The organism is [Clostridium] citroniae WAL-17108 (assembly GCF_000233455.1).
GTDB lineage: Bacteria > Bacillota > Clostridia > Lachnospirales > Lachnospiraceae > Enterocloster > Enterocloster citroniae.
In genome coordinates, this window is the sequence record NZ_JH376427.1 from 266129 (window position 1) to 289201 (window position 23073).

At 52.7% G+C, this 23073-nt stretch carries 22 protein-coding genes; 4 read left to right on the forward strand and 18 right to left on the reverse strand.

The features are described 5' to 3' along the window. Positions 1 to 80 precede the first annotated feature (80 nt). The 9 genes from HMPREF9469_RS22980 to mtaB form a co-directional block, all read right to left on the reverse strand. Positions 81 to 908, reverse strand: coding sequence for a YdcF family protein (locus HMPREF9469_RS22980; protein ID WP_007867562.1), 828 nt, complete (start codon positions 906 to 908; stop codon positions 81 to 83). 25 nt (positions 909 to 933) lie between these two features. Beyond that, the gene (locus tag HMPREF9469_RS22985) at positions 934 to 2172 is read right to left on the reverse strand and encodes a peptidase U32 family protein (RefSeq protein ID WP_007867564.1); all 1239 of its coding nucleotides are present in this window, start codon (positions 2170 to 2172) and stop codon (positions 934 to 936) included. Positions 2173 to 2230: 58 nt separating this feature from the next. After that, the gene (locus HMPREF9469_RS22990; RefSeq protein WP_007867566.1) at positions 2231 to 2878 is read right to left on the reverse strand and encodes an O-methyltransferase; all 648 of its coding nucleotides are present in this window, start codon (positions 2876 to 2878) and stop codon (positions 2231 to 2233) included. 5 nt (positions 2879 to 2883) lie between these two features. Continuing rightward, a complete protein-coding gene (locus tag HMPREF9469_RS22995; protein WP_007867570.1) occupies positions 2884 to 3624 on the reverse strand; it encodes an endolytic transglycosylase MltG in 741 nt (246 codons plus the stop codon). Between the two features lie 94 nt (positions 3625 to 3718). Beyond that, a complete protein-coding gene (locus HMPREF9469_RS23000) occupies positions 3719 to 5965 on the reverse strand; it encodes an RNase J family beta-CASP ribonuclease (protein WP_007867573.1) in 2247 nt (748 codons plus the stop codon). 17 nt (positions 5966 to 5982) lie between these two features. Continuing rightward, positions 5983 to 6282: a DUF1292 domain-containing protein gene (locus HMPREF9469_RS23005; RefSeq protein WP_007867576.1), complete on the reverse strand. Its 300-nt coding sequence runs from the start codon at positions 6280 to 6282 to the stop codon at positions 5983 to 5985. Further along, positions 6272 to 6718, reverse strand: a complete 447-nt coding sequence (gene ruvX / locus HMPREF9469_RS23010) for a Holliday junction resolvase RuvX (protein WP_007867581.1) — start codon at positions 6716 to 6718, stop codon at positions 6272 to 6274. Before ruvX ends, HMPREF9469_RS23005 begins: the two co-directional genes overlap by 11 nt. Positions 6719 to 7075: 357 nt before the next feature. Further along, positions 7076 to 7336: an IreB family regulatory phosphoprotein gene (locus tag HMPREF9469_RS23015; protein ID WP_007867583.1), complete on the reverse strand. Its 261-nt coding sequence runs from the start codon at positions 7334 to 7336 to the stop codon at positions 7076 to 7078. A 164-nt stretch (positions 7337 to 7500) separates the two neighbouring features. Beyond that, positions 7501 to 8856: a tRNA (N(6)-L-threonylcarbamoyladenosine(37)-C(2))-methylthiotransferase MtaB gene (gene mtaB, locus HMPREF9469_RS23020; RefSeq protein ID WP_007867586.1), complete on the reverse strand. Its 1356-nt coding sequence runs from the start codon at positions 8854 to 8856 to the stop codon at positions 7501 to 7503. Positions 8857 to 9044: 188 nt separating this feature from the next. On the opposite strand from mtaB, the gene HMPREF9469_RS23025 reads away from it, so the two are divergent. Then, on the forward strand, positions 9045 to 9278 hold the full coding sequence (locus HMPREF9469_RS23025) for an HPr family phosphocarrier protein (RefSeq protein WP_007867589.1): 234 nt from the start codon (positions 9045 to 9047) through the stop codon (positions 9276 to 9278). Positions 9279 to 9431: 153 nt separating this feature from the next. Here HMPREF9469_RS23025 and thiI read toward each other — a convergent pair whose 3' ends face one another. The 6 genes from thiI to HMPREF9469_RS23055 all read right to left on the reverse strand — a co-directional run bounded on the left by thiI (position 9432) and on the right by HMPREF9469_RS23055 (position 15627). Further along, entirely contained in the window at positions 9432 to 10616 is a 1185-nt protein-coding gene (gene thiI / locus HMPREF9469_RS23030) for a tRNA uracil 4-sulfurtransferase ThiI (RefSeq protein WP_007867592.1), read from the reverse strand. Between the two features lie 13 nt (positions 10617 to 10629). Continuing rightward, entirely contained in the window at positions 10630 to 11778 is a 1149-nt protein-coding gene (locus HMPREF9469_RS23035; RefSeq protein ID WP_007867599.1) for a cysteine desulfurase family protein, read from the reverse strand. Positions 11779 to 11924: 146 nt separating this feature from the next. Next, entirely contained in the window at positions 11925 to 12674 is a 750-nt protein-coding gene (locus tag HMPREF9469_RS23040; RefSeq protein ID WP_007867602.1) for a 16S rRNA (uracil(1498)-N(3))-methyltransferase, read from the reverse strand. Positions 12675 to 12685: 11 nt separating this feature from the next. Next, on the reverse strand, positions 12686 to 13642 hold the full coding sequence (gene prmA, locus HMPREF9469_RS23045; RefSeq protein WP_007867604.1) for a 50S ribosomal protein L11 methyltransferase: 957 nt from the start codon (positions 13640 to 13642) through the stop codon (positions 12686 to 12688). 62 nt (positions 13643 to 13704) lie between these two features. Further along, positions 13705 to 14460 (reverse strand): sulfite exporter TauE/SafE family protein, encoded by a 756-nt coding sequence (locus HMPREF9469_RS23050; protein ID WP_007867607.1) that lies wholly within the window; start codon positions 14458 to 14460, stop codon positions 13705 to 13707. A gap of 447 nt (positions 14461 to 14907) precedes the next feature. Then, positions 14908 to 15627, reverse strand: a complete 720-nt coding sequence (locus HMPREF9469_RS23055; RefSeq protein ID WP_007867610.1) for a hypothetical protein — start codon at positions 15625 to 15627, stop codon at positions 14908 to 14910. A gap of 210 nt (positions 15628 to 15837) precedes the next feature. On the opposite strand from HMPREF9469_RS23055, the gene HMPREF9469_RS23060 reads away from it, so the two are divergent. From HMPREF9469_RS23060 to HMPREF9469_RS23070, 3 genes are all read left to right on the forward strand, one after another. Then, entirely contained in the window at positions 15838 to 17562 is a 1725-nt protein-coding gene (locus tag HMPREF9469_RS23060) for an ABC transporter ATP-binding protein (protein WP_007867613.1), read from the forward strand. Then, positions 17562 to 19412 (forward strand): ABC transporter ATP-binding protein, encoded by a 1851-nt coding sequence (locus tag HMPREF9469_RS23065; protein ID WP_007867615.1) that lies wholly within the window; start codon positions 17562 to 17564, stop codon positions 19410 to 19412. The genes HMPREF9469_RS23060 and HMPREF9469_RS23065 overlap by 1 nt, the downstream gene beginning before the upstream one ends. Before the next feature lie 103 nt (positions 19413 to 19515). Continuing rightward, positions 19516 to 19962 carry a MarR family winged helix-turn-helix transcriptional regulator gene (locus tag HMPREF9469_RS23070; RefSeq protein WP_007867618.1) on the forward strand — a complete coding sequence of 149 codons (447 nt, stop codon included), beginning with the start codon at positions 19516 to 19518 and terminating at the stop codon, positions 19960 to 19962. 11 nt (positions 19963 to 19973) lie between these two features. On the opposite strand, the gene HMPREF9469_RS23075 is transcribed toward HMPREF9469_RS23070, so the two are convergent. The 3 genes from HMPREF9469_RS23075 to HMPREF9469_RS23085 all read right to left on the reverse strand — a co-directional run bounded on the left by HMPREF9469_RS23075 (position 19974) and on the right by HMPREF9469_RS23085 (position 23071). Further along, entirely contained in the window at positions 19974 to 20870 is an 897-nt protein-coding gene (locus HMPREF9469_RS23075; RefSeq protein ID WP_007867621.1) for an NAD(P)-dependent oxidoreductase, read from the reverse strand. A gap of 70 nt (positions 20871 to 20940) precedes the next feature. Continuing rightward, positions 20941 to 21726, reverse strand: coding sequence for an aspartate dehydrogenase domain-containing protein (locus tag HMPREF9469_RS23080; protein WP_007867623.1), 786 nt, complete (start codon positions 21724 to 21726; stop codon positions 20941 to 20943). A gap of 154 nt (positions 21727 to 21880) precedes the next feature. Beyond that, positions 21881 to 23071, reverse strand: coding sequence for a coenzyme F420-0:L-glutamate ligase (locus HMPREF9469_RS23085; protein WP_007867625.1), 1191 nt, complete (start codon positions 23069 to 23071; stop codon positions 21881 to 21883). Positions 23072 to 23073: the final 2 nt, after the last annotated feature.

Here is a 23073-nt window from a genome sequence, read left to right on the forward strand (position 1 = left end):
TGCCATGGTTGCTTCGACTTATACCATTTATTATGACTCACCGCCATAAGAGGCGGGAGTCTCAAACCCGTGGCAATGGATCACATATTTCCCATCAGCCGGTCCTTGACAATGGAAGCGCACTCCCTCACACACAGGTGGATGAACAGCACCGGGTCCGAATCCGCGGAAATACCGTATACATTGTCAAATCCCCATTTTTCAGCAGTCATCCTGGCCCGGTAGATATGGAAATTACTAGTAAGTACCCCAATCTCCAACGGCCGGTCCGGCGCCACTGCATAGGGCACGGATGTGGTTTTCTGCCGAAGGGGCACCAGCACCTTCTGGTTCTTTTTCCTGTGCTGCTCTATAACCACCTTGCTGTACGCAATATTCTCCACCGTACTCTCGGAACGGTCCTCGATCAGCAGCTGTTCCGGCCTGACGCCGTTGTACACCAGGTACTGGTACATAACCTCCGCCTCGCTGGTGCTCTCCCCGGGCCCTTTGCCTCCTGACAGCACCAGGATCGTATCCGGATTGTCCTCCGCGTATTCCATGGCCTTATCCAGGCGCTTTCGCAGGGAATTGCTGACCGTGCGCTCCTTTACCCTGGCCCCCAGCACGATCACGTAGTCCAGGTTGCTCTTGGCAGAGGTGGCTGCGCCCAAAAACACAAGCACACACAGCATTGCCAGCACCGCAACCCCTGCCACGCATGTGGTGACCACGGAAACCGGCACCCATCCGGGGATCCGGTCCAGGTTCCTGGCGTAATACCATTTCCCGTATACCAGGAACAGAAGCAGGGCCGCAAAGAACAGCCATATGAAGGCAAAGGAAGTGCCGATGCCCGCATATACCACGATCACCACAAAATAGGCAGCACACAAAACCGCAAGCCCAATGAGTATTCCATCTATCATCCGCAGGCACCTCCTGTCTGCAAAACTAAGCGCTTTCCTCTTTTTTGCGTAAAATGTCGTAGACCTCCAGGTCAGCATCCATCCCCAGGTCGATCCAGAGGACCTGTTTCGGATGTGGCGCGCTGTCCTGGGCATTGCCCTCTTCATCCTCCATGCCGGCTACGGTCAACTCCAGGTTGCGGCCGTCCGGCTTCATCACTTCTATGGTATCGCCTACACAAAATTTATTCTTCTGCTGGATCAGGCACCGTCCCCGGCCGTCCACTTCCAGAACGGTTCCCAGATATGCATAATTCTTCACATAGGTATTATTGTCATAAATCTGGGCATCCTCAGTGGGCTTGCCAAAGTAAAATCCCGTGGTAAACTCCCTGTAGGTGCATTTTCCGATCTCCTGCCTGTACCACTCCATGTGATCCCTGTACAGCTGGGGATCTTTTTTATAATCATCAATTGCCTTCCTGTAGGTTCTGGCCACGGTTGCCACATACAGGGCCGTCTTCATCCTGCCCTCTATCTTAAAGCTGTCAATTCCCGCATCCATCATCTCCGGGATATGGCCGATCATGCACAGATCCTTGGAATTAAAAATGTACGTACCACGCTCATTTTCATATACAGGCATATATTCGCCGGGCCTGGTTTCCTCCACAATGGAATATTTCCACCGGCAGGGATGGGTGCAGGCGCCCTGGTTGGCGTCCCTGCCCACAAAGAAGTTGCTCAGCAGGCAGCGCCCTGAATAGGAAATGCACATAGCCCCATGGATAAAGCTCTCGATCTCCATATCCTCGGGAATATGCTCCCGGATCTCCCGGATCTCGTCCAGGGACAGCTCCCTGGCAGTCACCACCCGCCTGGCGCCCAGCTTGTGCCAGAACAGATAAGTGCCGTAGTTGGTATTGTTGGCCTGGGTGCTGATATGGATCTCCATGCCGGGCAGCACCTTTTTCGCAACGGCAAATACACCCGGATCTGAAATGATCAGGGCATCCGGGCCTATTTCCTTTAATTCTTCAAAATAAGCCTCCACCCCCGGCAGGTCCCCGTTGTGGGCCAGAATATTAGCCGTCACGTAGACTTTGACCCCGCGCGCATGGGCAAAGGCAATTCCTTCCTTCATATCGTTTCTGGAAAAATTATGGGCCTTGGCCCGAAGGCCGAAGGCCTCTCCTCCAATATATACGGCATCCGCACCGAAAATAACCGCTGTTTTCAGCACATCCAGGCTTCCTGCCGGAATCAGCAATTCTGTCTCTCTCATCTTCACCTCTCCTTAGAGTGTGTTTTAATCCGCCTTGACGGATTGGCGCCAGCGCCCGTTATTTTATCCTTGTGCTGATGGTGACTCCATCTCCAATGGGAATTACGGCTGTCTCAAACTCCTCCATATGCTTTAATGTGTGGAGGTATTCCCGCATCCTGCTGTGGATGGTCCTGTTCCTGCGCTGCACCGCAAACCGTGATTCCACGATATCGCCGTCCTGGAGCACGTTGTCCGATATAAGGACGCCCCCCGGCGGCATCAGCTTCAGCAGAAAGGGCAGCCAGTGCAGATACTGGCCCTTGGCCGCATCCATGAACACCAGGTCAAACCGGCCTTCTTCCAGCTGGCCAAGGAGCTGGTCCGCATCTCCCTCCAACAGGGTGATCCGGCTTTCCTCACCGGCCTTTTTAAAATTTTCCCTGGCCACAGGGATCCGCTTCTCATATTTCTCAATGGTAGTGATATGGCATGCCCGGGGCATGGTCTGGCACATCAGCAGAGCCGAATACCCAACCGCTGTACCGATCTCCAGAATCTGTGACGGCTTCAGTGCCGCCACCAGAGTCCGCAGCAGGGACGCGGTCTCCCTTCTGATAATGGGGACACGGCCATCCAGCGCCGCCTTTTCTATGGTATCCAACAACACTCCCTGGCTGGATTCCAGGGAGTGCAGGTAATCTGTTATCCTGTCATTAACAATCATGTGGTCTATTCCTCAGCAGCATCCTCAATCCATCCGCCTTCCATCTCCTGATCTTCACCTTCATAGGATTCCTGGTTAGCCATGCTGTCCCGGGCTTCCTCCCCAAGACTCATGGCACGGCCTTCTGCATTCCCGTCCGGGGCTGTCTCGCCGCCCTGGGCCGCTGCTCCGTCCAAAGCTCCGCTGCTCTGGGCGGTATCGCCCTGTCCGGCTGAAGCCGCAGCTGTTCCTCCCTGAGATGATCCTTCCGTTCCCTCCGGTATGCTTCTTCCCGAAGGGGCATCGGATTCTCCCGCTGCCGCCGGCGTTGTCTGGGCAGTCGTCTTTGCTTTGGCATTGCCAGACTGGGCAGGTGACACATCCTCTGTCTCCGGCTTTTCATTGAGCAGCTGAAGGATCTCCTTGGATGTCATGGATGTATTCAGTGTATAGGTACCAGGGTAAACCGTGTCGTAATCGTAAAATTTACTCTGGAAAATAAATGCAAATTCACTTTTGATAAGGCCTTTATGGGCCAGATACTCCGCGGCTTGAGACACGGTCTCGTCCTCGCTGATCTGTACCACCACATCCGTGCCCGGTGCATCCTCCACCGCCTCAGCAAAAAATATCTCATGCCCAAAGGCATATCCCCTGGCCACTGCCTCGTAGAGAAGCAATATGATCAGGGCATATACAATGAGCTTTACCGATATGCTGATAATGGTGGTTGTGATTTTGTTGATTTCCCTTGTTCTATTACTCATAATCCATTCCTCTGTCACTGCCGCGGACAGTGCTGACGCCCAGACCGCCGCAGTGCAAATCCTGCTGCCCGCCGGACGGCAGCCCCATGAGGGGCTACACTTCCATAATGATCGGCAGGATCACCGGATTGCGCTTCATACGTTTCCACAAAAAGTCACTTAAGCTGTCTTTGATAATGTTCTTTATCTTTCCCCAGTCGTTCACGTGACGGTCCAGACAGTCCTCCACCGCATCGGCCACAACCGTGTGCGCCTCCTCCAGCAGATCCTCTGATTCCCGTACATACACAAAGCCCCTGGACACAATGTCCGGCCCTGCAAGAAGCTGGTTGCTGTGCTTCTCCAATGTGAGTACCACTACAATAATACCATTCTGAGCCAGGTTTTGTCTATCCCGCAATACAATATTGCCAACATCACCCACTCCAAGGCCATCCACCAGGATGCCTCCGCAGGTCACATGGTCGATCACCTCACAGGTGTTTCCGTCCAGTGCCACCACATCGCCGGAGTTGACCAGCACGGCGTTTTCCTTTGCAACGCCCATGAACTCGGCCAGTTCCTTCTGTGCAATGCGATGACGGTATTCACCGTGGACCGGAATGGCAAATTTAGGATGGATCAGTGAGTAGATAAGTTTTAAATCTTCCTGGCAGGCATGTCCGGAAACATGGGTATCCTGGTTGATGATCTGAGCGCCCTTCATGGACAGCTCATTGACCACATTGGACACTGCCTTTTCATTGCCCGGTATGGGTGTGGAACTTAAAACCACCACATCACGCGGGGTGATGGAAACCTTTTTGTGGATACCTGACGCCATACGTGAAAGGGCTGCCATGGATTCTCCCTGGCTTCCCGTGGTGATCAGCACCGTGGATTCAGGCGGATAGTTGCGCAGATGCTCAATATCGATCAGCGTTCCCTCCGGCACATTGATATAGCCCAGCTGGCTGGCGATCTCCATCACCGTCACCATACTCCGGCCCTCCACAACCACCTTGCGCCCATACTTGTATGCCGTATTCACCACCTGCTGCACGCGGTCCACATTGGACGCAAAGGTGGCAACGATAATGCGCTGGTTCTTGTGTTCTGAAAATATGGTGTCAAAGGTCTTGCCAACGGTCCGCTCGGACATGGTAAATCCGGGTCTTGTGGCATTGGTACTGTCCGCAAGCAGAGCCAGCACACCTTTTTTTCCCAGTTCCGCAAAGCGCTGCAGGTCAATGGGATCACCGAACACCGGCGTGTAGTCGATCTTAAAGTCGCCCGTGTGGAGTACGATACCCACCGGTGAGAAGATAGCCAGCGCGGAGGCGTCCTGAATACTGTGGTTGGTCTTTATAAACTCCACCCTGAAACATCCCAGGTTCACGGACTGTCCATGCTTTACCACCTTGCGCTTTGTGTTTTTCATCAGGCGGTGTTCCTCCAGCTTATGCTCAATCAGCGCTATGGTCAGCCTGGTGCCGTACACAGGCACGTTGATCTGCTGCAGGATATATGGAAGCGCACCGATATGGTCCTCGTGTCCATGGGTGATCACGAATCCCTTTACCTTGTCGATGTTCTGCTTCAGATATGAAACATCCGGTATCACCAGGTCAATGCCCAGCATATCGTCCCCCGGAAACGCAAGTCCGCAGTCCACGATGATGATACTGTCCTCATATTCAAAGGCAGTGATATTCATTCCGATCTGCTCCAAACCGCCCAGAGGAATGACCTTCAGTTTTCCCTTGCCGTCCTTTTTTCCTTCCTTGGAAGAATGCTTTGCAGGAGCCAGCACCTTCAGATCCTTTGAGGCAGATGCTGCCTTGGGCTGTGACTGCTGCTGTTTCTGCTGGGATGCCGGTTTGGACTGGGCTCCCTGCTTGGGCTGGGACACCGTTTTGGACTGGGACGCCTGCTTAGACTGAGACGCCTGTCTGCCCTGCCCGGCCGGTTTGCTCTGTTTGTTCTGAGCCGTCTGTCTGGCCGGTGCCGCCTTTGTGGTCTGGGTGTTCTTCTGCTCCCCGCGTCCGGCATTCTGCCCCTGGCTCTTACCGGTACCGGATGATTTCTTCCTGGATGCTTCTGCGGTCTGGCTTCCCGGCTCCTTGGAAGCGGTCTTTCTCTGTGCCGGCCTCCTGTTCTGAGGCTTCTTAGCCGCCTGCTCCGGCGCTGCAGCCAATGCTTCTGTCTGCACGTTGGCCGTCTGCATGTCCGCTGCACGGGTCTCCGTTGCAGCCGCCTGCGCGCCGGCTGTCTGTACATTGGCTTCCTGTACGTTTGCCTCCTGTACATTTGCCGTCTGTGCGCCCACCTCTGCCATATTCTCTTTTTCTTCTAAATTCAAATTGATTCCTCCAATCTCTATTTCTCAAGCTCCACATCTGCATCGCTTAACAGTTCTTCAAACACACCCATGAGGCCGTCCAGTTCGCGGTCATCTTCCACAAACTCATACACGGCATCTGCGTCCTCCTGCCCGGAAACATCCTTTAGAATGTAGCACTCTCCGTCCTGATCTTCCGGCGCATCTGTTACAAGCAGATAGTTAACTGCATTGATTCTTGTCTCTTCTAATACATAAAAATCCACGGACTCGCCTGAATCCGTTACCATTGTGATCATGTCCTCCACGGACTGGTTATCTCTTGTCTTATCTTTCATTCCTATCTCCCAAACCACTTAACAAACTGTCCAGATATCCCTGCAGTATCATGGCTGCCGCAATCTGATCCACACTTTCTTTCCTGTGTTCCCTGCGCACGCCGCTCTCAATCAAAACCCGTTCTGCCGCCACTGTGGTGAGACGCTCGTCCCACAAAACAACAGGCAGTCCGGTTCTGCGTTCCAGGGCTTCTTTAAACGCTTCTGTCTTCACAGCCCGTTCGCCCAGCGTATTGTTCATATTCTTAGGATATCCAAGAACGATCCGTTCAATCTCATACTGGCCAATTAATGCCTCTATTCTTGCAAGGGTCTGGCGCAGCTTGTTCTCATCTTTTCGCGTGATGGTCTCCACTGTCTGCGCAGTAATACCTAAAGGATCGCACACTGCAACCCCAACTGTTTTTGAGCCAAAATCCAGACCCATAATTCTCATATTAAAATCCTCCGTTCAAATCCGGGATCACCGGCATCACCATGCCTGTCCGCAAAGGAGCAGGGCATGTAAAAATAATGCTCTAAGCACAACAAAACCAGCTGGTTATCCACCAACTGATGCATCCCATTCGTATCTTATATTACTTATAATAACCGTACATTGTCATGAAGGCCCGTTCCCGGGCCTTCTCATTCCTCGCTGTGGCGCAATCACTGTCGCACTATGGTCCCTGGCCGGACAGGGTACTGATACGCTATCCGCGGCCAAATTCCCGGAGTCCTGCTCCGGAACATAAAATTCACAGGGTATCCGCACCCCGACCTGCCAGCAGCAAATGCAATGGAAAACTCCAGCTTACCGCAAACGGGCATCAATATAGACAGCCATCAGTTCTTCCAGAATCTCATCCCGTTCCACTTTCATAATAAGACTTCTGGCGCCCTTATGGCTGGTAATATAAGTCGGGTCCCCAGACATGATATAACCCACGATCTGATTCACAGGGTTATATCCTTTCTCGGTCAAGGCAATATACACCTGCTCCAGCACATCACTAACTTCCATCTTCTTGTCCTGAACAGCCTGAAAATATTGAGTTTCTCTTATATTGCCCATGTCATCACGTCCTTTAAGTATTCTTCTCTATTCTACATTATATTTTCATATTCGGCAATAGATAATTTTCTTAATTTTTTCTAATTATTGTCATATATTTGTAAAATTGCACACAATTTTTCCGTCAACCCGGGAATATGCGCCAATTTTCTAGAATATTCCTTTTATGGAAATGCAACCTGCAGCAGGTCATTTCCCAAAAGCCCCACTGCCTTCAGGGTATGGATCGTCCCTTGAAGCCCGTCCCCTTCCGGCCCGTTCACCGCAAGGGCGGCTTTTACATACTGAGGTGTGTGTCCCACCATATACATGTTCCCTTCCACCTCCACCATTTCCTCAAAAAGCACGGATACCTGTCCGCCTATAAACCATTCCCTGTACTCCTTTGACATGGCTGCCTCCAGATCAAGGAGCACATCGCTGCGGGCCGCCTTAACAGGCTCCGGGACCTGATCCGGCATGTCCGCGGCCCTGGTGCCTCCGCGTCTGGAGTATTTAAATACATGCATTTCAAAAAAATGCACCTGCTCCAGGAACTCCCTGGTGGCTGTAAATTCCTCCTGCGTTTCTCCCGGAAATCCCACGATCACATCCGTTGTAATGGCAGGATGGTCAAAACAGCTTCTCAGGATATTGCACCGCTCCATGTAATCCTGGGTGGTATAATGACGGTTCATCCGTTTCAGCGTCTCGCTGCAGCCGCTCTGCAGGGACAGATGGAAATGGGGGCAGAACTTGGAAAGCCCGGCCAGTATTCCGGCAAATTCCACAGTGATGATCCTTGGCTCCAGGGAACCCAGCCGGATCCGCTCCAGGCCGGGGATCTCATGGATCCTTAGGATCAGGTCCAAAAGGGCTGTGTGGTCCCAATCTCCTCCCTGTACCGGGCCGTCCGACAGGTGTTCGATGCCGTAGGAACTGAGATGGATCCCTGTGAGCACCACTTCCTTATAGCCCTGGGCCACCAGTCCCTTCACTTCCTCCACCACGTCCTCCGGATTCCGGCTTCTCACCCTGCCTCTGGCATAGGGAATGATACAGTAGCTGCAAAACTGGTTGCATCCGTCCTGCACCTTGATAAACGCCCTGCTGTGGCCGGAGATCCTGCTCACCCGCATGGACTCATACTCATTGGTATGGTCGATATCCAGGACATGGGCTTTGGAATCCTCCCGCCCTTCCAGGTATCCGTCCAGGATCCGGGCCAGCTGCGCCTTTTGATTATTTCCTATGATCACGTCCACACACCCGTCCTTTTCCAGGATGTCGGCCGCCACCTGGACATAGCATCCGGCTGCCACCACCACGGAATCCGGGTTTATCCGTTTAGCCCGGTGAAGCATCTGTCGTGATTTTTTATCCGCTACATTTGTAACGGAACATGTATTGATGATATAGACATCGGCCTTCTGGTCAAAGGGCACGATCTCATATCCGTGCTCCTCCAGCTGCTGCTGCATGGCCTCCGCCTCATAAGCATTTACTTTGCATCCCAGGTTATGAAGGGCTGCTTTCGGCATGTTAAAACCTCCTTTTAAATCCGGCTGTGAGTTCCGTTTTTTACCCATAGCTGAACTGTAACCAAATTACCAGTTTGTTACTAAATTTTTCATGCAATCTCACTATTGACTTTTACCCCTCCGGTCTGTAGTATTAAAGCAAAGCAGTTTACTGCAATCCAACACACACCACAAGGAGGGTTCTTCGTATGAAAACAGTTCGCATTTCGTTAAATTCCATTGACAAGGTTAAGTCATTTGTAAATGATTTATCCAAGTTTGATGTTGATTTTGATCTGGTTTCCGGCAGATATGTTATTGACGCAAAGTCCATTATGGGCATCTTCAGCCTGGATCTGTCCAAGCCTATTGACCTTAATATCCATGCTGAGAGCGATGTTGATACTATTCTGGGTATCCTGGCTCCATACATCATTGACTGATCTGCGGATTACATCTAAAGCGTGGACATGAACCACGCTGTTATATTGATCCTGAATGAATCAAGAGTCTGCCATGGCAGACTCTTTTTTGTGTTTCTGAATGATTCCTTGTTCACTGAGATCATCCTTCACTGAGGTTATCCTTCACTGAGGTTATCCTTCGCAGAGGATCTTCTCCGTTGTTTCAAGGGCGGTTTCCACCATCTGTTCAATCTTCTCCTCCAGCTTGCGCTCTGAACTGTGGATCACATTGATATTGGGTTTTGTTACAGGATGCTTTGCCACAAAAATGGTGCAGCAGTCCTCAAACGGCTGTATGGATGTCTCAAAGGTCCCGATCTTTTCAGACACATCCACGATCTCCTGCTTGTCAAATCCGATCACGGGGCGGAATACCGGCATGGTGCACACCTCATTGGTGGCTGCCAGGGACTGTACTGTCTGGGAGGCCACCTGGCCGATGCTCTCCCCTGTGATCAGGGCAATGGCGCCATTTTGTTCCGCAATGGTCTGGGCAATGCGCATCATGTACCTGCGCATGATAATGGTCAGCTCCTCATGGGGGCATTTGTCATAGATATAAAGCTGGATGTCGGTAAAGTTCACCACATGGAGCATGATGGGGCCTGCATAGCGGGCAACCAGGTTGGCCAGATCCACCACCTTCTGCTTAGCCCTGTCGCTGGTATAAGGCGGAGCGTGGAAATACACCGCATCGATCTTCACGCCGCGCTTGGCGATCATATAACCGGCCACCGGACTGTCAATACCGCCTGACAGTAAGAGCATGGCCTTTCCGTTGGTTCCCACCGGCATACCGCCCGGTCCGGGAATCTTTACAGAGAACAGGTTGATCTTCTGGCGCACCTCCACATGGAGAAGCACATCCGGATGGTGTACATCCACCTTCATCTGGGGAAACGCCTCCAGGATCACCTCTCCCAGATCCCTGTTGATCTGGTCCGAGGTCACCGGATACTGCTTGTCCCCTCTTCTGGCATCCACCTTAAATGTAATGTTCTTATCAGGATAGACCTGGTCCATGTAATCCCTCACATGCTGCTTCAGGTTCTCATAATCCTTGTCATCAATCTGGACCATGGGGCAGATATCCGCAATACCGAATACCCGTTTCAGGGCTTCCACGGTGTCATCATAATCATATTCCCCTTCTGCTTTTACGTAAATACGGCCTGACTCCTTTGACACCTCGAACCGGCCGTCCACATCGCGCAGGGCATAGCGGATCTGTTTTACCAGCGCGTCCTCAAACATATAGCGGTTCTTTCCCTTGGTTCCGATCTCCGCGTACTTAATTAAAAATGAATGGTACTGCATCTTATACCTCTTTCTATCTGTATCTTCTCAGTGCGGGAAGGATCTCCTCCAATACACCGATACAATAATCAACTTCCTCTATTGTGTTAAACATTCCAAAACTGAACCTGAGTGTGGAATCCAGAAGTTCTTTCTTTACCCCGATGGCCTTCAGCGTCCCGCTGATGGCAGGATGGTTGGATGAACAGGCAGAGCCTGAGGACACGTAGATTCCTCTGTCCTCCAGGGCGTGGAGCAGAACCTCGCTCCTCACTCCCTCAAAACTGGCGCTGACGATCTGGGGAGCGCTCTCCCCTCCCTTTAAGCTGTTCACCGTAACGCCTTCCAGCTGTTCCATCCTGTGGATCATATGATCCTTCAGTCCGGTGATATAGTCCACCTTAACCTGATGGTCCGTGTACATTTCCTTTGCCGCAGCTCCCATGCCCGCGATGCCGGGAACATTTTCCGTGCCCGAGCGCATATCCTTTTGCTGGCCGCCCCCGTAGAGCAGGGGGCGCATCTTTACCCCCGGCGCAATGTACAGGAAACCGACCCCTTTGGGACCATGGATCTTGTGGGCGCTGACACTCAGCAGGTCAATGCCCTGTTTTGCGGGACGGATCACCAGCTTGCCATAAGCCTGGATGGCGTCCACATGAAACAGGGTGTTGGGATTCTTTCCATGGATCAGGGCTGCGATCTCATCCACAGGTTCGATGGCTCCCATCTCATTGTTCACATACATGATGGACACAAGGATGGTATCCGGGCGGACGGACCGCTCCAGTTCCTCCAGGGAAATGTGGCCCTTATGATCCACTGACAGGTAAGTCACCTCAAACCCCTGCTGTTCCAAAAACGCCAGGGGATTGTACACCGAAGCGTGCTCGATCCTGGTGCTGATGATATGTTTTCCCGCCCTCTGATTGGCCATGGCCGTACCAATGAGGGCCATGTTATTGGATTCCGTGCCGCCGGAGGTAAAGAGGATCTCCTTATCCTTTACCTTTAAGGTCTTTGCTATATCAGCAGCCGCCTGGCGCACATACCGCTCCGCCTCCATGCCCTTTCTGTGCTTGGCAGAGGGATTGCCGTAATCCTCTGTCATCACCTTTACCACCACGTCCCGCACACTGTCAAATACCCGGGTAGTGGCTGAGTTATCAAAATATGCTTCCATCCTTTATCTCCTTACATTCTTCATCCACAAAGTTTCTGTGCACCCCCGTAATCTCCCGGCAAAAAATCAGCCGCAAAATGGGTGCCGGTGCGGCTCCCGGAGTACACTTCTTATAAAAAGGAAAGTGATCGGCCTCCAATGCCAGTTCACAGAGCCCCCTCCAGACGCATCATGATCACCGACAGCATAGCCAGTCCGGCCGTCTCTGTCCTGAGGATCCGTTTCCCCAGGCTCACCGGACGGACGCCCATTTCCAGCGCCTGCCGGATCTCACGTTCATCAAAGCCTCCCTCAGGGCCGATGAACACTGCAATGTCCTGCCCCGGTCCGATGCGGGCAAGTTCTTTCCTGCTCCCCTCCATGCCGGACTCCTGTTCGTAGGGGATCAGGCGCACCTCAAACCGCTCCTGCCGTACATGTTCAAATGCCTCTGCCAGGCTCATCACTCCCATGACCGCCGGCACCACACTGCGTTTGGACTGTTTGGCCGCGCTCTCTGCAATAGCCTGCCAGCGTCCAACCTTGGCCGCTTCCTTTTTAGGGTCCAGCTTTACCACCGTATTCTTTGTGGCAACCGGCACGATCCTGAACGCGCCCAGTTCCACTGCCTTCTGGATGATCAGATCCATCTTATCAGATTTGGGCAGTCCCTGAAAGAGCCAGATTCTGGAAGGCAGCTCCCGCCCCTCATTGCTCACGGACCGGATACCGGCTTCCACCGCCTCACTGTCAATGGAAATGATGCTGCAGGTGTAATCCTTTCCCGTACCGTCACTGATCAGCACCTGCTCCCCCGGTTTCATGCGCAGGACATTCTTCATATGGTTCACATCCGGTCCCACGATCCGTATCCCATCACCCAGAACCTGTTCCGGGCCCACAAAAAAATGATGCATGGCGTTTCCTCTTATTTCTTTCTGGCAGTGACAGATACCCATTCACCCTGGTAAGTCACTTCCACTACTTCCAGCTCCCCGCACCGGGCAAATGCTGCCTTTACTGCTTCTTCCTTCATATTGATAATACCTGAGGTGATAAAATATCCCCCCTTCTTTAAATGGGCGGGAATCTCGTCCACCAGCATAATGATCACATCCGCCAGGATATTGGCCACAACCACATCATACTTATCATACCCGGCCCAGTCCTTCACATCCCTGTCATCAATGATATTTCCCTGGACTACATGGAATCTGTCAGTGGAAATGCTGTTGGCCTCCAGGTTCTCCCCCACTGCGGTGATGGCATTTTCATCCAGGTCCGTGCCCCAGACTTCCTTTGCCCCCAGCTTTAAGGCAGTAATCCCCAGGATCCCGCTTCCTGTCCCCACGTCCAGCACCAGGGTATCCTTATCCACCCGCTTTTCCAGCTGGCCTATACACAGCTGGGTTGTCTCATGCATTCCGGTTCCAAATGCAGTGCCCGGATCAATCTGCACCAGCAGCTTATCCTTGTGCTCCTCCGGCACGGTCTCCCAGGTGGGCTTGATCAGGATATGGTCCACGGTAAAGGGCTTAAAGTATTGTTTCCAGTTGTTGATCCAGTCCTTATCCTCTGTCTCGCCCGCCGTGATAATCCTGGCTCCCAGATCCGTGAACAGGGAGAGCTCATCCAGCCCCTCCTCCACCTTTTTAAGGATCTCCTCCACATCCGCATCATCATCCAGGTAAAAGCTTACCTTGGCGATCCCCTCATCCGGGGGCAGTTCAGGGAGGATATCGATAAACATCCCCTTTGTCTCCTTCTCAGTCAAGGGAATATTGTCCTCGATCTCGATTCCTTCTATTCCAATGTCATCAAACATGCTGCTCACCAGGTCCACCGCTTCCGTGGTGGTAGTTAATGTGAATTTTTTCCATTTCATCTGCTATTCTCCTATCCAGTCTATCTTTTCAATCACTGTTTCCATCTATCTGTTATCTTCACTTAATTTCCGCTGAGAATCTTTACAAACAGCACAGCCAGTACCAGAAGCACCACCGGACGCACTACCTTTTGTCCGTCATGGGCCACCATTCCCGCCCCGATGTAGTGGCCCGCAATGGAACACACGCCAGCCGTAAGGCCCAGGGGATAAAATACATTTCCCGTAAAAATGAATGTTGCCAGTGCAGCTATATTGGAAGCCAGGTTAATAACCTTGGTCTGGGCAGAAGCACTGCGAGTATCCAGCCCTGCTGCTCCTGTGAGTATGAGGATCAGGAACGTCCCTGTTCCCGGCCCGTAAAATCCATCGTAGCCGCCCACAAAAAATGCAGCCAGCACGCAGATGGCAAATACCTTTTTGTCCGATATCACGCCTGTCCTTTTGCCTGCCCCCATATCCTTATTCCTGAGCACGTAAAATGCAACGATCGGAAGAATCAGGATCATCATGTGTTTGATGACCGTCTCCGGCACCATCAATGCCAGGTGTGCGCCAAGGGACGATCCCACCAGAGCCGCCGCTGCGGAACATGCGGCCATGAACATTTTTCCCTTAAGGTATCCGTGCTTTGCAAACCTGGCCGTGGATACCACGGTTCCCATGGCGGAGCTCAGCTTGTTGGTTCCCAATGCCACATGGGCAGGAACCCCTGCAATGAGATACGCGGGCAAAGCAATGAGCCCGCCTCCTCCGGCAATGGAATCCACCAGTCCGGCAACAAAAACAAGCGGGCACACAATAAGATACTGTATCATGATTTAATCCCCTTTTCCTAACACGCGCTAAAACAACCTTTATATTATCACATAATAAATGCACTGGCAATAAGCGGCAATTTTTTTTTGCAATAAAAAAAGCGCATCCTGCATTAACATTATGAACGGATGAATGATAACTGCCAGGGGCCGGGGATTCCGGCACATATTAATTTGACCGCCCCCGCCGCACTGCGGGCAGGCAGGTAAAAGAAATTTCCTGATTGCATTACAACTCCATCACACACACCGGATGGTACGGACCCAGGCAGAAATTTCAGTCTACAAATGACAGATGATACAAAAGAGGAGATACTACTTCTGGTCGTATAAAAATACATGAGGATAAAAAACAGAGCGCTGAACACTTGCTTGCCGCAGGAGTCAGGGCTCTGTTTTTATTTATGGGACGGGGCCGCAGACCGCATGATCATCCTAACGCCTCTCTCACTGGAGGAGCGCACCATCGGGCCCTACCTGGTATCCATCGGGAGTGGCGGTGTTAGTGTAGAGCCTTCCCATGGTTCCGTCCGACTGGGTGTTAAAATAGTAGGAGCGGCCGTCTATGACCTGCCATCCTGTGCGCATCATGCCCAGGGTGCCGTCATCCACCGGGTTCAGGTAGTATTTGTTCCCGTCCCCGTCCGTGAACCAGCCGGTGACCATGTATCCGCTCTGGTCAAAGCGGTACCAGCGGCTGTGGATCAGCTGCCAGCCATTGGACAGCCAGCTGCCGCCGTAGAGCTGGAACCACCAGCCGTTGGGACTGTATCTCCAGCCCTGTCCGTACTGGGCGCCTGGTCCGCCGCTGTAATACCACCAGTCATCATCATCCCAATCATCGTCATCATCATCCCAGTCCCACCAGTAATTTGGGTCGAACTCATAGGTTGAGGTGTCCGGAACATTGGTGTTAAAGCCCGGATAGGACCGGACCGTGTTATCTGATGTCACCTGGGCATTGCCTTGGGTGCCTGAGGGGCCGCCGTAGTCATAGACGCCTGAATAGCCGGTCCCATAGTCGTAATTCACCCCCGGACCTCCCCTGTAATAATCATTGTAATACCGGCTGTCCCCCGGCCCATAGGCCATGGCGGTTCCTGCCCCCAAACCGGATAATACTGTTATGGCTGCCATCAACAGCGCTCCGGAACATATTTTTCTCATGATGTTCTCCTCTTTTCCCCATGGTATGTTCTACCAACTCTATAATGTGCTTTACCAACGCTCAAGTTTATTTCAATACAAGAAAGTATACCACAAGTATATTGACATTTTCAACACATGAGCATACAATAATTGCATATGCAACTATTGCTTTTACAATTTATAGAGACATATACTTTAAAGTAATTCCAAGAAGAGGAGGATTCCAGAATGAAGGAATTTCTATCTTATCTGAAACCTTACAGAAAGGACGCCATACTGGCTGCTCTCTGTATCGAGGCAGAGACCGTGTTTGAGCTTGTCATCCCCCTTGTGATGGCTTCCATTGTGGATGTGGGCGTGGCCAACGCCGACAGGCATTACATTCTGATGAAAGGGCTTCAGATGGTTGTCTTTGCCCTCATATCCCTTGTGCTGGGCCAGGGGGCGGCCATGTTCTCAGCCCGGTGCGGCCAGGGGCTGGGGGCGGAGATCCGTAAGGCGGAATTTGGAAAGCTGCAGCAGTTTTCCTTTGCAAATACGGATCATTTCCGCAGTTCCTCCCTGGTCACCAGGCTTACCAGCGATGTGACCACCATCCAGAACTCCGTGGCAACGGGCCTGCGTCCGGGATTTCGTTCCCCGGTTATGATGCTCACCGCCATGGTGGCTTCCTTTTACATCAACCCCAAGCTGGCCATGGTGTTTTTTGTGGCAGCCCCGGTGCTGGGGATTCTGCTGTTTCTGATCATCAGCCATGTGCGTCCCCTGTACGGCGTCATGCAGGGCGCCATCGACCTGGTCAACCGGATCATACAGGAGAACCTTACGGCCGTCCGGGTCGTCAAATCCTATGTCCGCGGAGACTATGAGATTGAAAAGTTTGAGGAGGTTAACACCAATCTCCAGACCACGGCGGAACGCGCATTCCGCCTGGCTGCCCTGAACATGCCCGCCATGCAGTTCGTAATGTACAGCACCATCCTGTGCATCCTGTGGTTCGGCGGCAGGCTGGTGACCATTGGGGGCGTCAAGGTGGGGGAACTGACCGGCTTCCTAAGCTATGTGCTCCAGGTCCTCAACTCCCTGATGATGTTTTCCAATGTATTCCTCATGACCACCCGCGCCCTGGCTTCCTGGAAGCGGATCTCTGAGGTCATGGAGGAGGAGATCGATATCCGGGAGGACCGCGCCCTGGATCTAAAAGTGGAACAGGGTGATATCCGCTTTGACCACGTATATTTTAAATATCATACGGATGCGGCCGAATACGTGCTTTCTGATATTTCCTTCCACATCAGTCCAGGCCAGACAGTTGGGATCATAGGCCAGACCGGCGCTGCCAAGAGTACGCTGGTACAGCTGATCCCCAGGCTTTACGAGGCAACAGAGGGCACGGTTTACATTGACGGGCATCCGGTATATGAGTACCCGTTAAAAGAACTGAGGGATTCCATTGCCATGGTGCTGCAGAAAAACACCCTGTTTTCAGGCACGGTCAAGGATAACCTTAGGTGGGGCAAGGAGGATGCAACCGACCGGGAGATAGAGGATGCCTGCCGCATCGCCTGCGTGGATGAGTTCATCGACCGCCTGGAACACGGTTACGATACGGAGCTGGGACAGGGCGGCGTCAACGTGTCCGGCGGCCAAAAACAGCGGCTTTGCATTGCCAGGGCCGTACTCAAATCACCAAAGGTAATGATCCTGGACGACTCCACCAGCGCAGTGGACACGGCTACAGAGGCAAAGATACGGGAAGGACTGGCCGGCAGTATGCCGGGGACTACCAAGATTATCATTGCCCAGCGCATTTCCTCGGTGTCCCATGCCGACCAGATCATCATACTGGAGGACGGGACCGTCAATGCCATCGGCAGCCACGAAACACTCCTGGCAAGCAACCGGATCTACCAGGAGATCTATTATTCTCAGCAGGAAGGGGCGAATCTGTAATGGCAAGAATAGCAAATTATAACCGGCCAAAGAATACACGCCGCGCCCTGGTGCAGATGCTTGGTTACCTTGGGCGCCACAAATGGTATATGCTGATCATCGCACTCCTGGTCACGGTCAGCGCTTCGGCCAGCATTTTGGGCACCTATCTGTTAAAGCCGGTGATCAATGATTATATCATTCCGGGCAACATTCCGGGACTTATGAAAATGCTGGCCCTGATGGGGCTTTTATACCTGTGCGGCGCCCTGGCCTGCCTGGCCTACAATCAGATGATGGTCCACATTTCCCAGCAGGTTGTAAGCGAGATCCGGGCAGACCTGTTCAGGCACACCCAGCGCCTCCCCCTGACCTACTTTGACGCCCACACTCACGGGGAGCTGATGAGCCGTTTCACCAATGACGTGGATACCATCAGCGAAGCGTTAAACAGCAGCTTTGCCATGATGATACAGAGCTTTATCACAATCACAGGCACCCTGACCATGCTTCTGGTCCTCAGCTGGCGGCTCTCCCTGATCGTCATGGTATTTCTGGCCCTCATGTTCCTGTTTATCCGTTATAACGGAAAAAGGAGCAAGAAATATTTTGTACAGCAGCAGAAATATCTGGGGAGCATCAACGGATTCGTGGAGGAAATGGTGGCGGGCCAAAAAGTGGAGAAAGTCTTTAACCACGAGGCCCAGGACTATGAAGAATTCTGCCGCAGGAATGAAGCGTTCAGGACCGCCGCAACAAAGGCCCTCACCTACTCGGGCATGACTGTCCCCACCATTGTGGCGCTGTCCTATGTCAATTACGCTCTGTCGGCCTGTGTGGGAGGACTGTTCGCCCTGGCCGGGTTGACGGACCTGGGAACACTTGCTTCCTACCTGGTCTATGTAAGGCAAAGCTCCATGCCCATGAACCAATTCACCCAGCAGATCAACTTCCTGCTGGCCGCCCTTTCCGGCGCGGAACGTATCTTTGATATGATGAACGAGGAACAGGAGACAGATGAGGGAACCGTGACCCTGTGCAATGTATGCCGTGACAGTGACGGAACCCTTAGGGAATGCAGTGAGTTTACCCAGGAATACGCATGGAAGGAACAGGATGGCGGCCGCCTGATTCCCCTACGGGGGGATGTGCGCTTTAACAATGTGGTCTTTGGATACACCAGGGAAAAAACCATTCTCAATGGTATCAGCCTGTACGCAAAGCCTGGCCAGAAGATCGCCTTTGTGGGTTCCACCGGCGCGGGAAAGACTACCATCATCAACCTGGTGAACCGCTTCTATGAGCTGGACAGCGGAACCATCACCTATGACGGCATTGACATCCGGGACATCAAAAAGGATGACCTGCGCCGCTCCCTGTCCATGGTAATCCAGGACACCCATCTGTTTACAGGCACCATTGCCGACAACATACGGTACGGACGTCTGGACGCCACCAGGGAGGATGTGGTCAATGCCGCCAAGGTGGCCAATGCCCACTCCTTTATCCGCCGTCTTCCACAAGGATATGACACCGTGCTCCACAGTGACGGCTCCAATCTTTCCCAGGGCCAGCGCCAGCTCCTGGCCATTGCAAGGGCCGCCATCTCCCTCCCGCCCGTGCTGATCCTGGATGAGGCCACCAGTTCCATCGACACCAGGACGGAAAAGCTCATAGAAAAGGGCATGGACGCCCTGATAGACGGGCGCACGGTCTTTGTCATTGCCCACAGGCTGTCCACGGTACGGGAATCCAAGGCCATCCTGGTATTGGAAAAGGGTGAGATCATAGAGCGGGGCAGCCATGATGAACTGCTGGAGGAAAAGGGAAGGTACTATCAGCTGTACACGGGACAGTTTGAACTGGAATAGGAGAAATGGGATATCCCAAAAAGAACAAATAAATAGATCAGATTGAAACAACCGGCCGCACCAACGCGGGTGCGGCCGGATCCATGGAAAGGAAGCCTGAATTATGATTGAACCATATAAAGTACGCCAATTGCTGGTCCGCTCGGAAAAAGCGCGCAAGCATCTGCTTCAGCCCTATTTCAGCCAGATCGGCCTGGCCTTTGGCCAGGGACACGCCCGCATACTGGACGCCCTGATGAAAAAGGACCATGTTACACAAAAAGAACTGGCAGACACCTGCCATATGGACGTGACCACCATGTCCCGCTCCCTGGACAGGCTGGAGGAGTCCGGCTACCTGGTCAGGGAACGCGACCCCGGCTGCCGCCGTTCCTTCCTCATCTGTCTCACCGGGGAGGGGATCATGGAAGCGGAAAAAGTGCACCAGGTCCTGGACTTTGTGGACAGGCAGATCTGGAAGGGCCTGACCCCGGAGGAGATGGAGCAGTTCTGTGCCTGTCTGGAAAAAATCTGCGACAACCTGGAGCACTGTGACTTTACGCCCCTCTGAGGCAGCCTGATCTAGGCGCCTAAAAATGTCCGTAGATTATCCAGCACTTTTTTGCTGAGAAGGTCAAATGCCTGCCTTGTCCTGCCTGCGGACCCATGGGCGCAGACCACATGGGGATGTTTCAGGAGTTCTCCTGCGGGATCCCCCAACGCGCCCTCCGTGTCGCAGATAAAATAATTGCCTTCCTGGTCCAGCCACTCGCCCAGGGCCGGGATATCAAAGGCAGGGCCAATGGATGTGTTAAAAAGGAGTTTTCCCGTACCCAGCTGTTTAAATTCTTCCTCATGGAGGAGGATCACATTCTTGTTCAGGCAGGCAAAGACCACCTCACTGTATTCCAGAAGCTCCTTTAAGGGACGGTAGGTCATTCCCTGGCTCTCCCTCTCCGCTTTTCTGGTGCGGCTGTAATAGGAGACATCCGCTCCCATGAACCGCATGGCATCCGCGATCATTCCCCCGGACACGCCGATCCCCACGATCCCCACTTTCAGATCCGTGATCTCTATGGGCATATCCCTGAACAGGGGCCTGTCATATCCGTGGAGAAAGCGGACCAGTTCGCTGATTGCAAATTCCACCACCCCCCGGTCACCATAGTCCCGTATTCCAAGCACTGTGATCCCGTTTTTTCTTGCACAGGCAATATCCACATTGGCGCTCTCCTCAGAGTAAAGGCTGCAGCACATCCCGATATAGCGGATGGAGGGGCAGCTCTCAATAACATGGGCGCTGATCTTGGACGTGTAGCTTACAAGCACTCCGTCCCCATCCCCTATCCTGCGGATGATCTCCTGGTCGTCCCCGGGTATGTCATGGTACATGCATACTTCCTCTGCATACAGGCGCAGTTCCTTCTCAGCATCCGCCGTCAGGTTCACCGGCTCAATTGCCACTATTTTTTTAAACATATGATTCCTTCTCCTGTTCTCAATTTATTCTCCGTATCTGTCGGGTCCCCTCCGTTCGCAGGGGCGCATCCTAAAACACAATGGGTGATACAAGGTTCTTAAGCACCGCCACCACGCTCCAGCCGGCAATGGCGCTGGTGCTGGAATAGATGTCCACGGTGGCTTTTACCCCATCGATCTCCGTGGTGATCTTATGGTCGTCCCCCACCATTCCCGGCACACTGAATATATTCACGCTGGTATCCTCCGGCCCCGTGGTTGCCAGGGATGCGGCTACCGCCACATTCACCTTGGTGGGCAGGATAGAGATCGCCTCCTTGGCATTGCCCGAGAACACATGGGGCTCCCCCTCCTCCGTCATCAGGTCGTCATCATATAACGGTGTGTTCATCAGGGATGCCGGACCTTTCTTGGTGCGGATACCGGACTTGGCCTGGCCCATGAGGGAGATGGTGCGGAGCACATCAAATCCGCCCACTGCTCCGGAAGCAATATGTACCTTTGAGTTGTGTCTGATGGCTGTCTCTTTTATCTTATCATAAAATACCTCATCTGCAAACGCGCCGATGGAAAGCACGATCAGATTCACGCCAGCGGACAGCACCTTTTGCGCGTTATCCCTTACACATTGTACGGAGGCTGCCTCCGCCACGATATCAGGCTTCAAAGCCAGCAGTTCCTCCACCGTGGAGCATGCCCTGCACCCGCCTCTTTCAGCAATGGCAGCTGTCTTATGGGGAGTGCGTCCCAGTATCCCCACCAGTTCATACTCGTGGAGGATACCGTCCAGGTAGCCATCCACAATGATTCCGGCCAAATAACCGTTTCCCATGATCCCAAACTTTATTTTACTCATAACATCCTCTTTCATTGTATAGTTTTCAGAAAAGGAGGGGGTGTTTTCCCGGCTTTTCCGTCAAAATTCCACGTGCTCCTTACGCCGAAACAGCTCCACCAATCCTGCCGGTGCAGAATTGCTGAAGCTGCTCACACTACTATGAAACTGAACTCTAGTTTGTATAATTATCAAAATATCCCTGCACCAGGATCACCGGAGTGCCTTTATCACCGGAGCCGCTGGTAAGGTCACACAGGGATCCGATCAGGTCCGTAAGACGCCTTGGAGTGGTTCCCTGGGAGGACATATCTCCCACCAGATTGGATTTCTTCTCCTTGATCCTCTGTGAAATGGCATTCTTTAAAGCCTCGCCTGACAGGTCCTTAAAATCATTGTCAGCCAGGTATTTTAACTTGACCTCATTGGGCGTTCCCTCCAGCCCTTCTGTGTTGGCTACCGCAACACATGGGTCGGCCAGTTCCCAGATCTTTCCTACCGGATCCTTAAACGCCCCATCGCCGTATACCATGACTTCCACATGCTTTCCCGTCCTGTCAAGGATCTGTTTCTGAATATCCAGCACCAGGTCCATGCACTCCCTTGGGAAAAGCTTGATGCTGTCCTCTGTGGACTTGTTGGAACCCAAAAGACCGTATTTCTCATTACAACCGCTGCCGTTCACCGGTGCATTGAGGATATCGTCCATTCCGCACACCACTTCGGCGCCGGCTTCCTTAAGGATGCGCTTGGTCCTTGCACGGGAATGGATATCGCAGGTAAGGACACGCTTGGTATGATTCAGTATCTCCCTGGGGTTATTGGCAAAGATAACCTCCGCCTCCGCCCCGGCCTCCCGGATGATCTGACAGTAGTAGTCCACATAATCCACGCCGGTAAACTCATGCTTGTTCTCTCCAAAGAGTTCCCGGTAGCGTTCCAGGGTAAGCACATCGCTGTATGGATTGATCCCTGCCTCATCCACCTGGTCCAGGGAAACAAGTGAATTGCCCACCTCATCGCTGGGATAGCTGAGCATAAGGACGATCTTCTTGGCGCCCCCTGCAATTCCCTTTAAACAGATGGAAAAACGGTTCCTGGACAGGATCGGGAAAATAACTCCGATGGTACCTCCTCCCAGTTTTGCCTTCACATCCTCTGATATGGCCTGAATGGGAGCATAATTCCCCTGTGCCCTTGCAACCACGGATTCTGTCACGGAGATAACATCCCTGTCGCGGATTTCAAAGCCTTCATCTGCCCCTGCCTCCAGCACACTGTTGACCACAATCTCCGCCAGATTGTCGCCTTCCCTGATGATCGGACAGCGGATACCTCTTGAAACTGTACCTACTTTTCTTTCCATAT

Coding starts and splice junctions, on each gene's coding strand:
- mtaB (WP_007867586.1), bottom strand. CDS start 8,856: ATGCCGAAAGCAGCCCTTCATAACCTGGGATGCAAAGTAAATGCTTAT.
- thiI (WP_007867592.1), bottom strand. CDS start 10,616: ATGCAGTACCATTCATTTTTAATTAAGTACGCGGAGATCGGAACCAAG.
- HMPREF9469_RS23055 (WP_007867610.1), bottom strand. CDS start 15,627: ATGAGAAAAATATGTTCCGGAGCGCTGTTGATGGCAGCCATAACAGTA.
- HMPREF9469_RS23035 (WP_007867599.1), bottom strand. CDS start 11,778: ATGGAAGCATATTTTGATAACTCAGCCACTACCCGGGTATTTGACAGT.
- HMPREF9469_RS23050 (WP_007867607.1), bottom strand. CDS start 14,460: ATGATACAGTATCTTATTGTGTGCCCGCTTGTTTTTGTTGCCGGACTG.
- HMPREF9469_RS23080 (WP_007867623.1), bottom strand. CDS start 21,726: ATGAGTAAAATAAAGTTTGGGATCATGGGAAACGGTTATTTGGCCGGA.
- ruvX (WP_007867581.1), bottom strand. CDS start 6,718: ATGAGAATTATGGGTCTGGATTTTGGCTCAAAAACAGTTGGGGTTGCA.
- HMPREF9469_RS22985 (WP_007867564.1), bottom strand. CDS start 2,172: ATGAGAGAGACAGAATTGCTGATTCCGGCAGGAAGCCTGGATGTGCTG.
- HMPREF9469_RS22995 (WP_007867570.1), bottom strand. CDS start 3,624: ATGAGTAATAGAACAAGGGAAATCAACAAAATCACAACCACCATTATC.
- HMPREF9469_RS23065 (WP_007867615.1), top strand. CDS start 17,562: ATGGCAAGAATAGCAAATTATAACCGGCCAAAGAATACACGCCGCGCC.
- HMPREF9469_RS22990 (WP_007867566.1), bottom strand. CDS start 2,878: ATGATTGTTAATGACAGGATAACAGATTACCTGCACTCCCTGGAATCC.
- prmA (WP_007867604.1), bottom strand. CDS start 13,642: ATGAAATGGAAAAAATTCACATTAACTACCACCACGGAAGCGGTGGAC.
- HMPREF9469_RS23025 (WP_007867589.1), top strand. CDS start 9,045: ATGAAAACAGTTCGCATTTCGTTAAATTCCATTGACAAGGTTAAGTCA.
- HMPREF9469_RS23085 (WP_007867625.1), bottom strand. CDS start 23,071: ATGGAAAGAAAAGTAGGTACAGTTTCAAGAGGTATCCGCTGTCCGATC.
- HMPREF9469_RS22980 (WP_007867562.1), bottom strand. CDS start 908: ATGATAGATGGAATACTCATTGGGCTTGCGGTTTTGTGTGCTGCCTAT.
- HMPREF9469_RS23015 (WP_007867583.1), bottom strand. CDS start 7,336: ATGGGCAATATAAGAGAAACTCAATATTTTCAGGCTGTTCAGGACAAG.
- HMPREF9469_RS23075 (WP_007867621.1), bottom strand. CDS start 20,870: ATGTTTAAAAAAATAGTGGCAATTGAGCCGGTGAACCTGACGGCGGAT.
- HMPREF9469_RS23005 (WP_007867576.1), bottom strand. CDS start 6,282: ATGAAAGATAAGACAAGAGATAACCAGTCCGTGGAGGACATGATCACA.
- HMPREF9469_RS23060 (WP_007867613.1), top strand. CDS start 15,838: ATGAAGGAATTTCTATCTTATCTGAAACCTTACAGAAAGGACGCCATA.
- HMPREF9469_RS23040 (WP_007867602.1), bottom strand. CDS start 12,674: ATGCATCATTTTTTTGTGGGCCCGGAACAGGTTCTGGGTGATGGGATA.
- HMPREF9469_RS23070 (WP_007867618.1), top strand. CDS start 19,516: ATGATTGAACCATATAAAGTACGCCAATTGCTGGTCCGCTCGGAAAAA.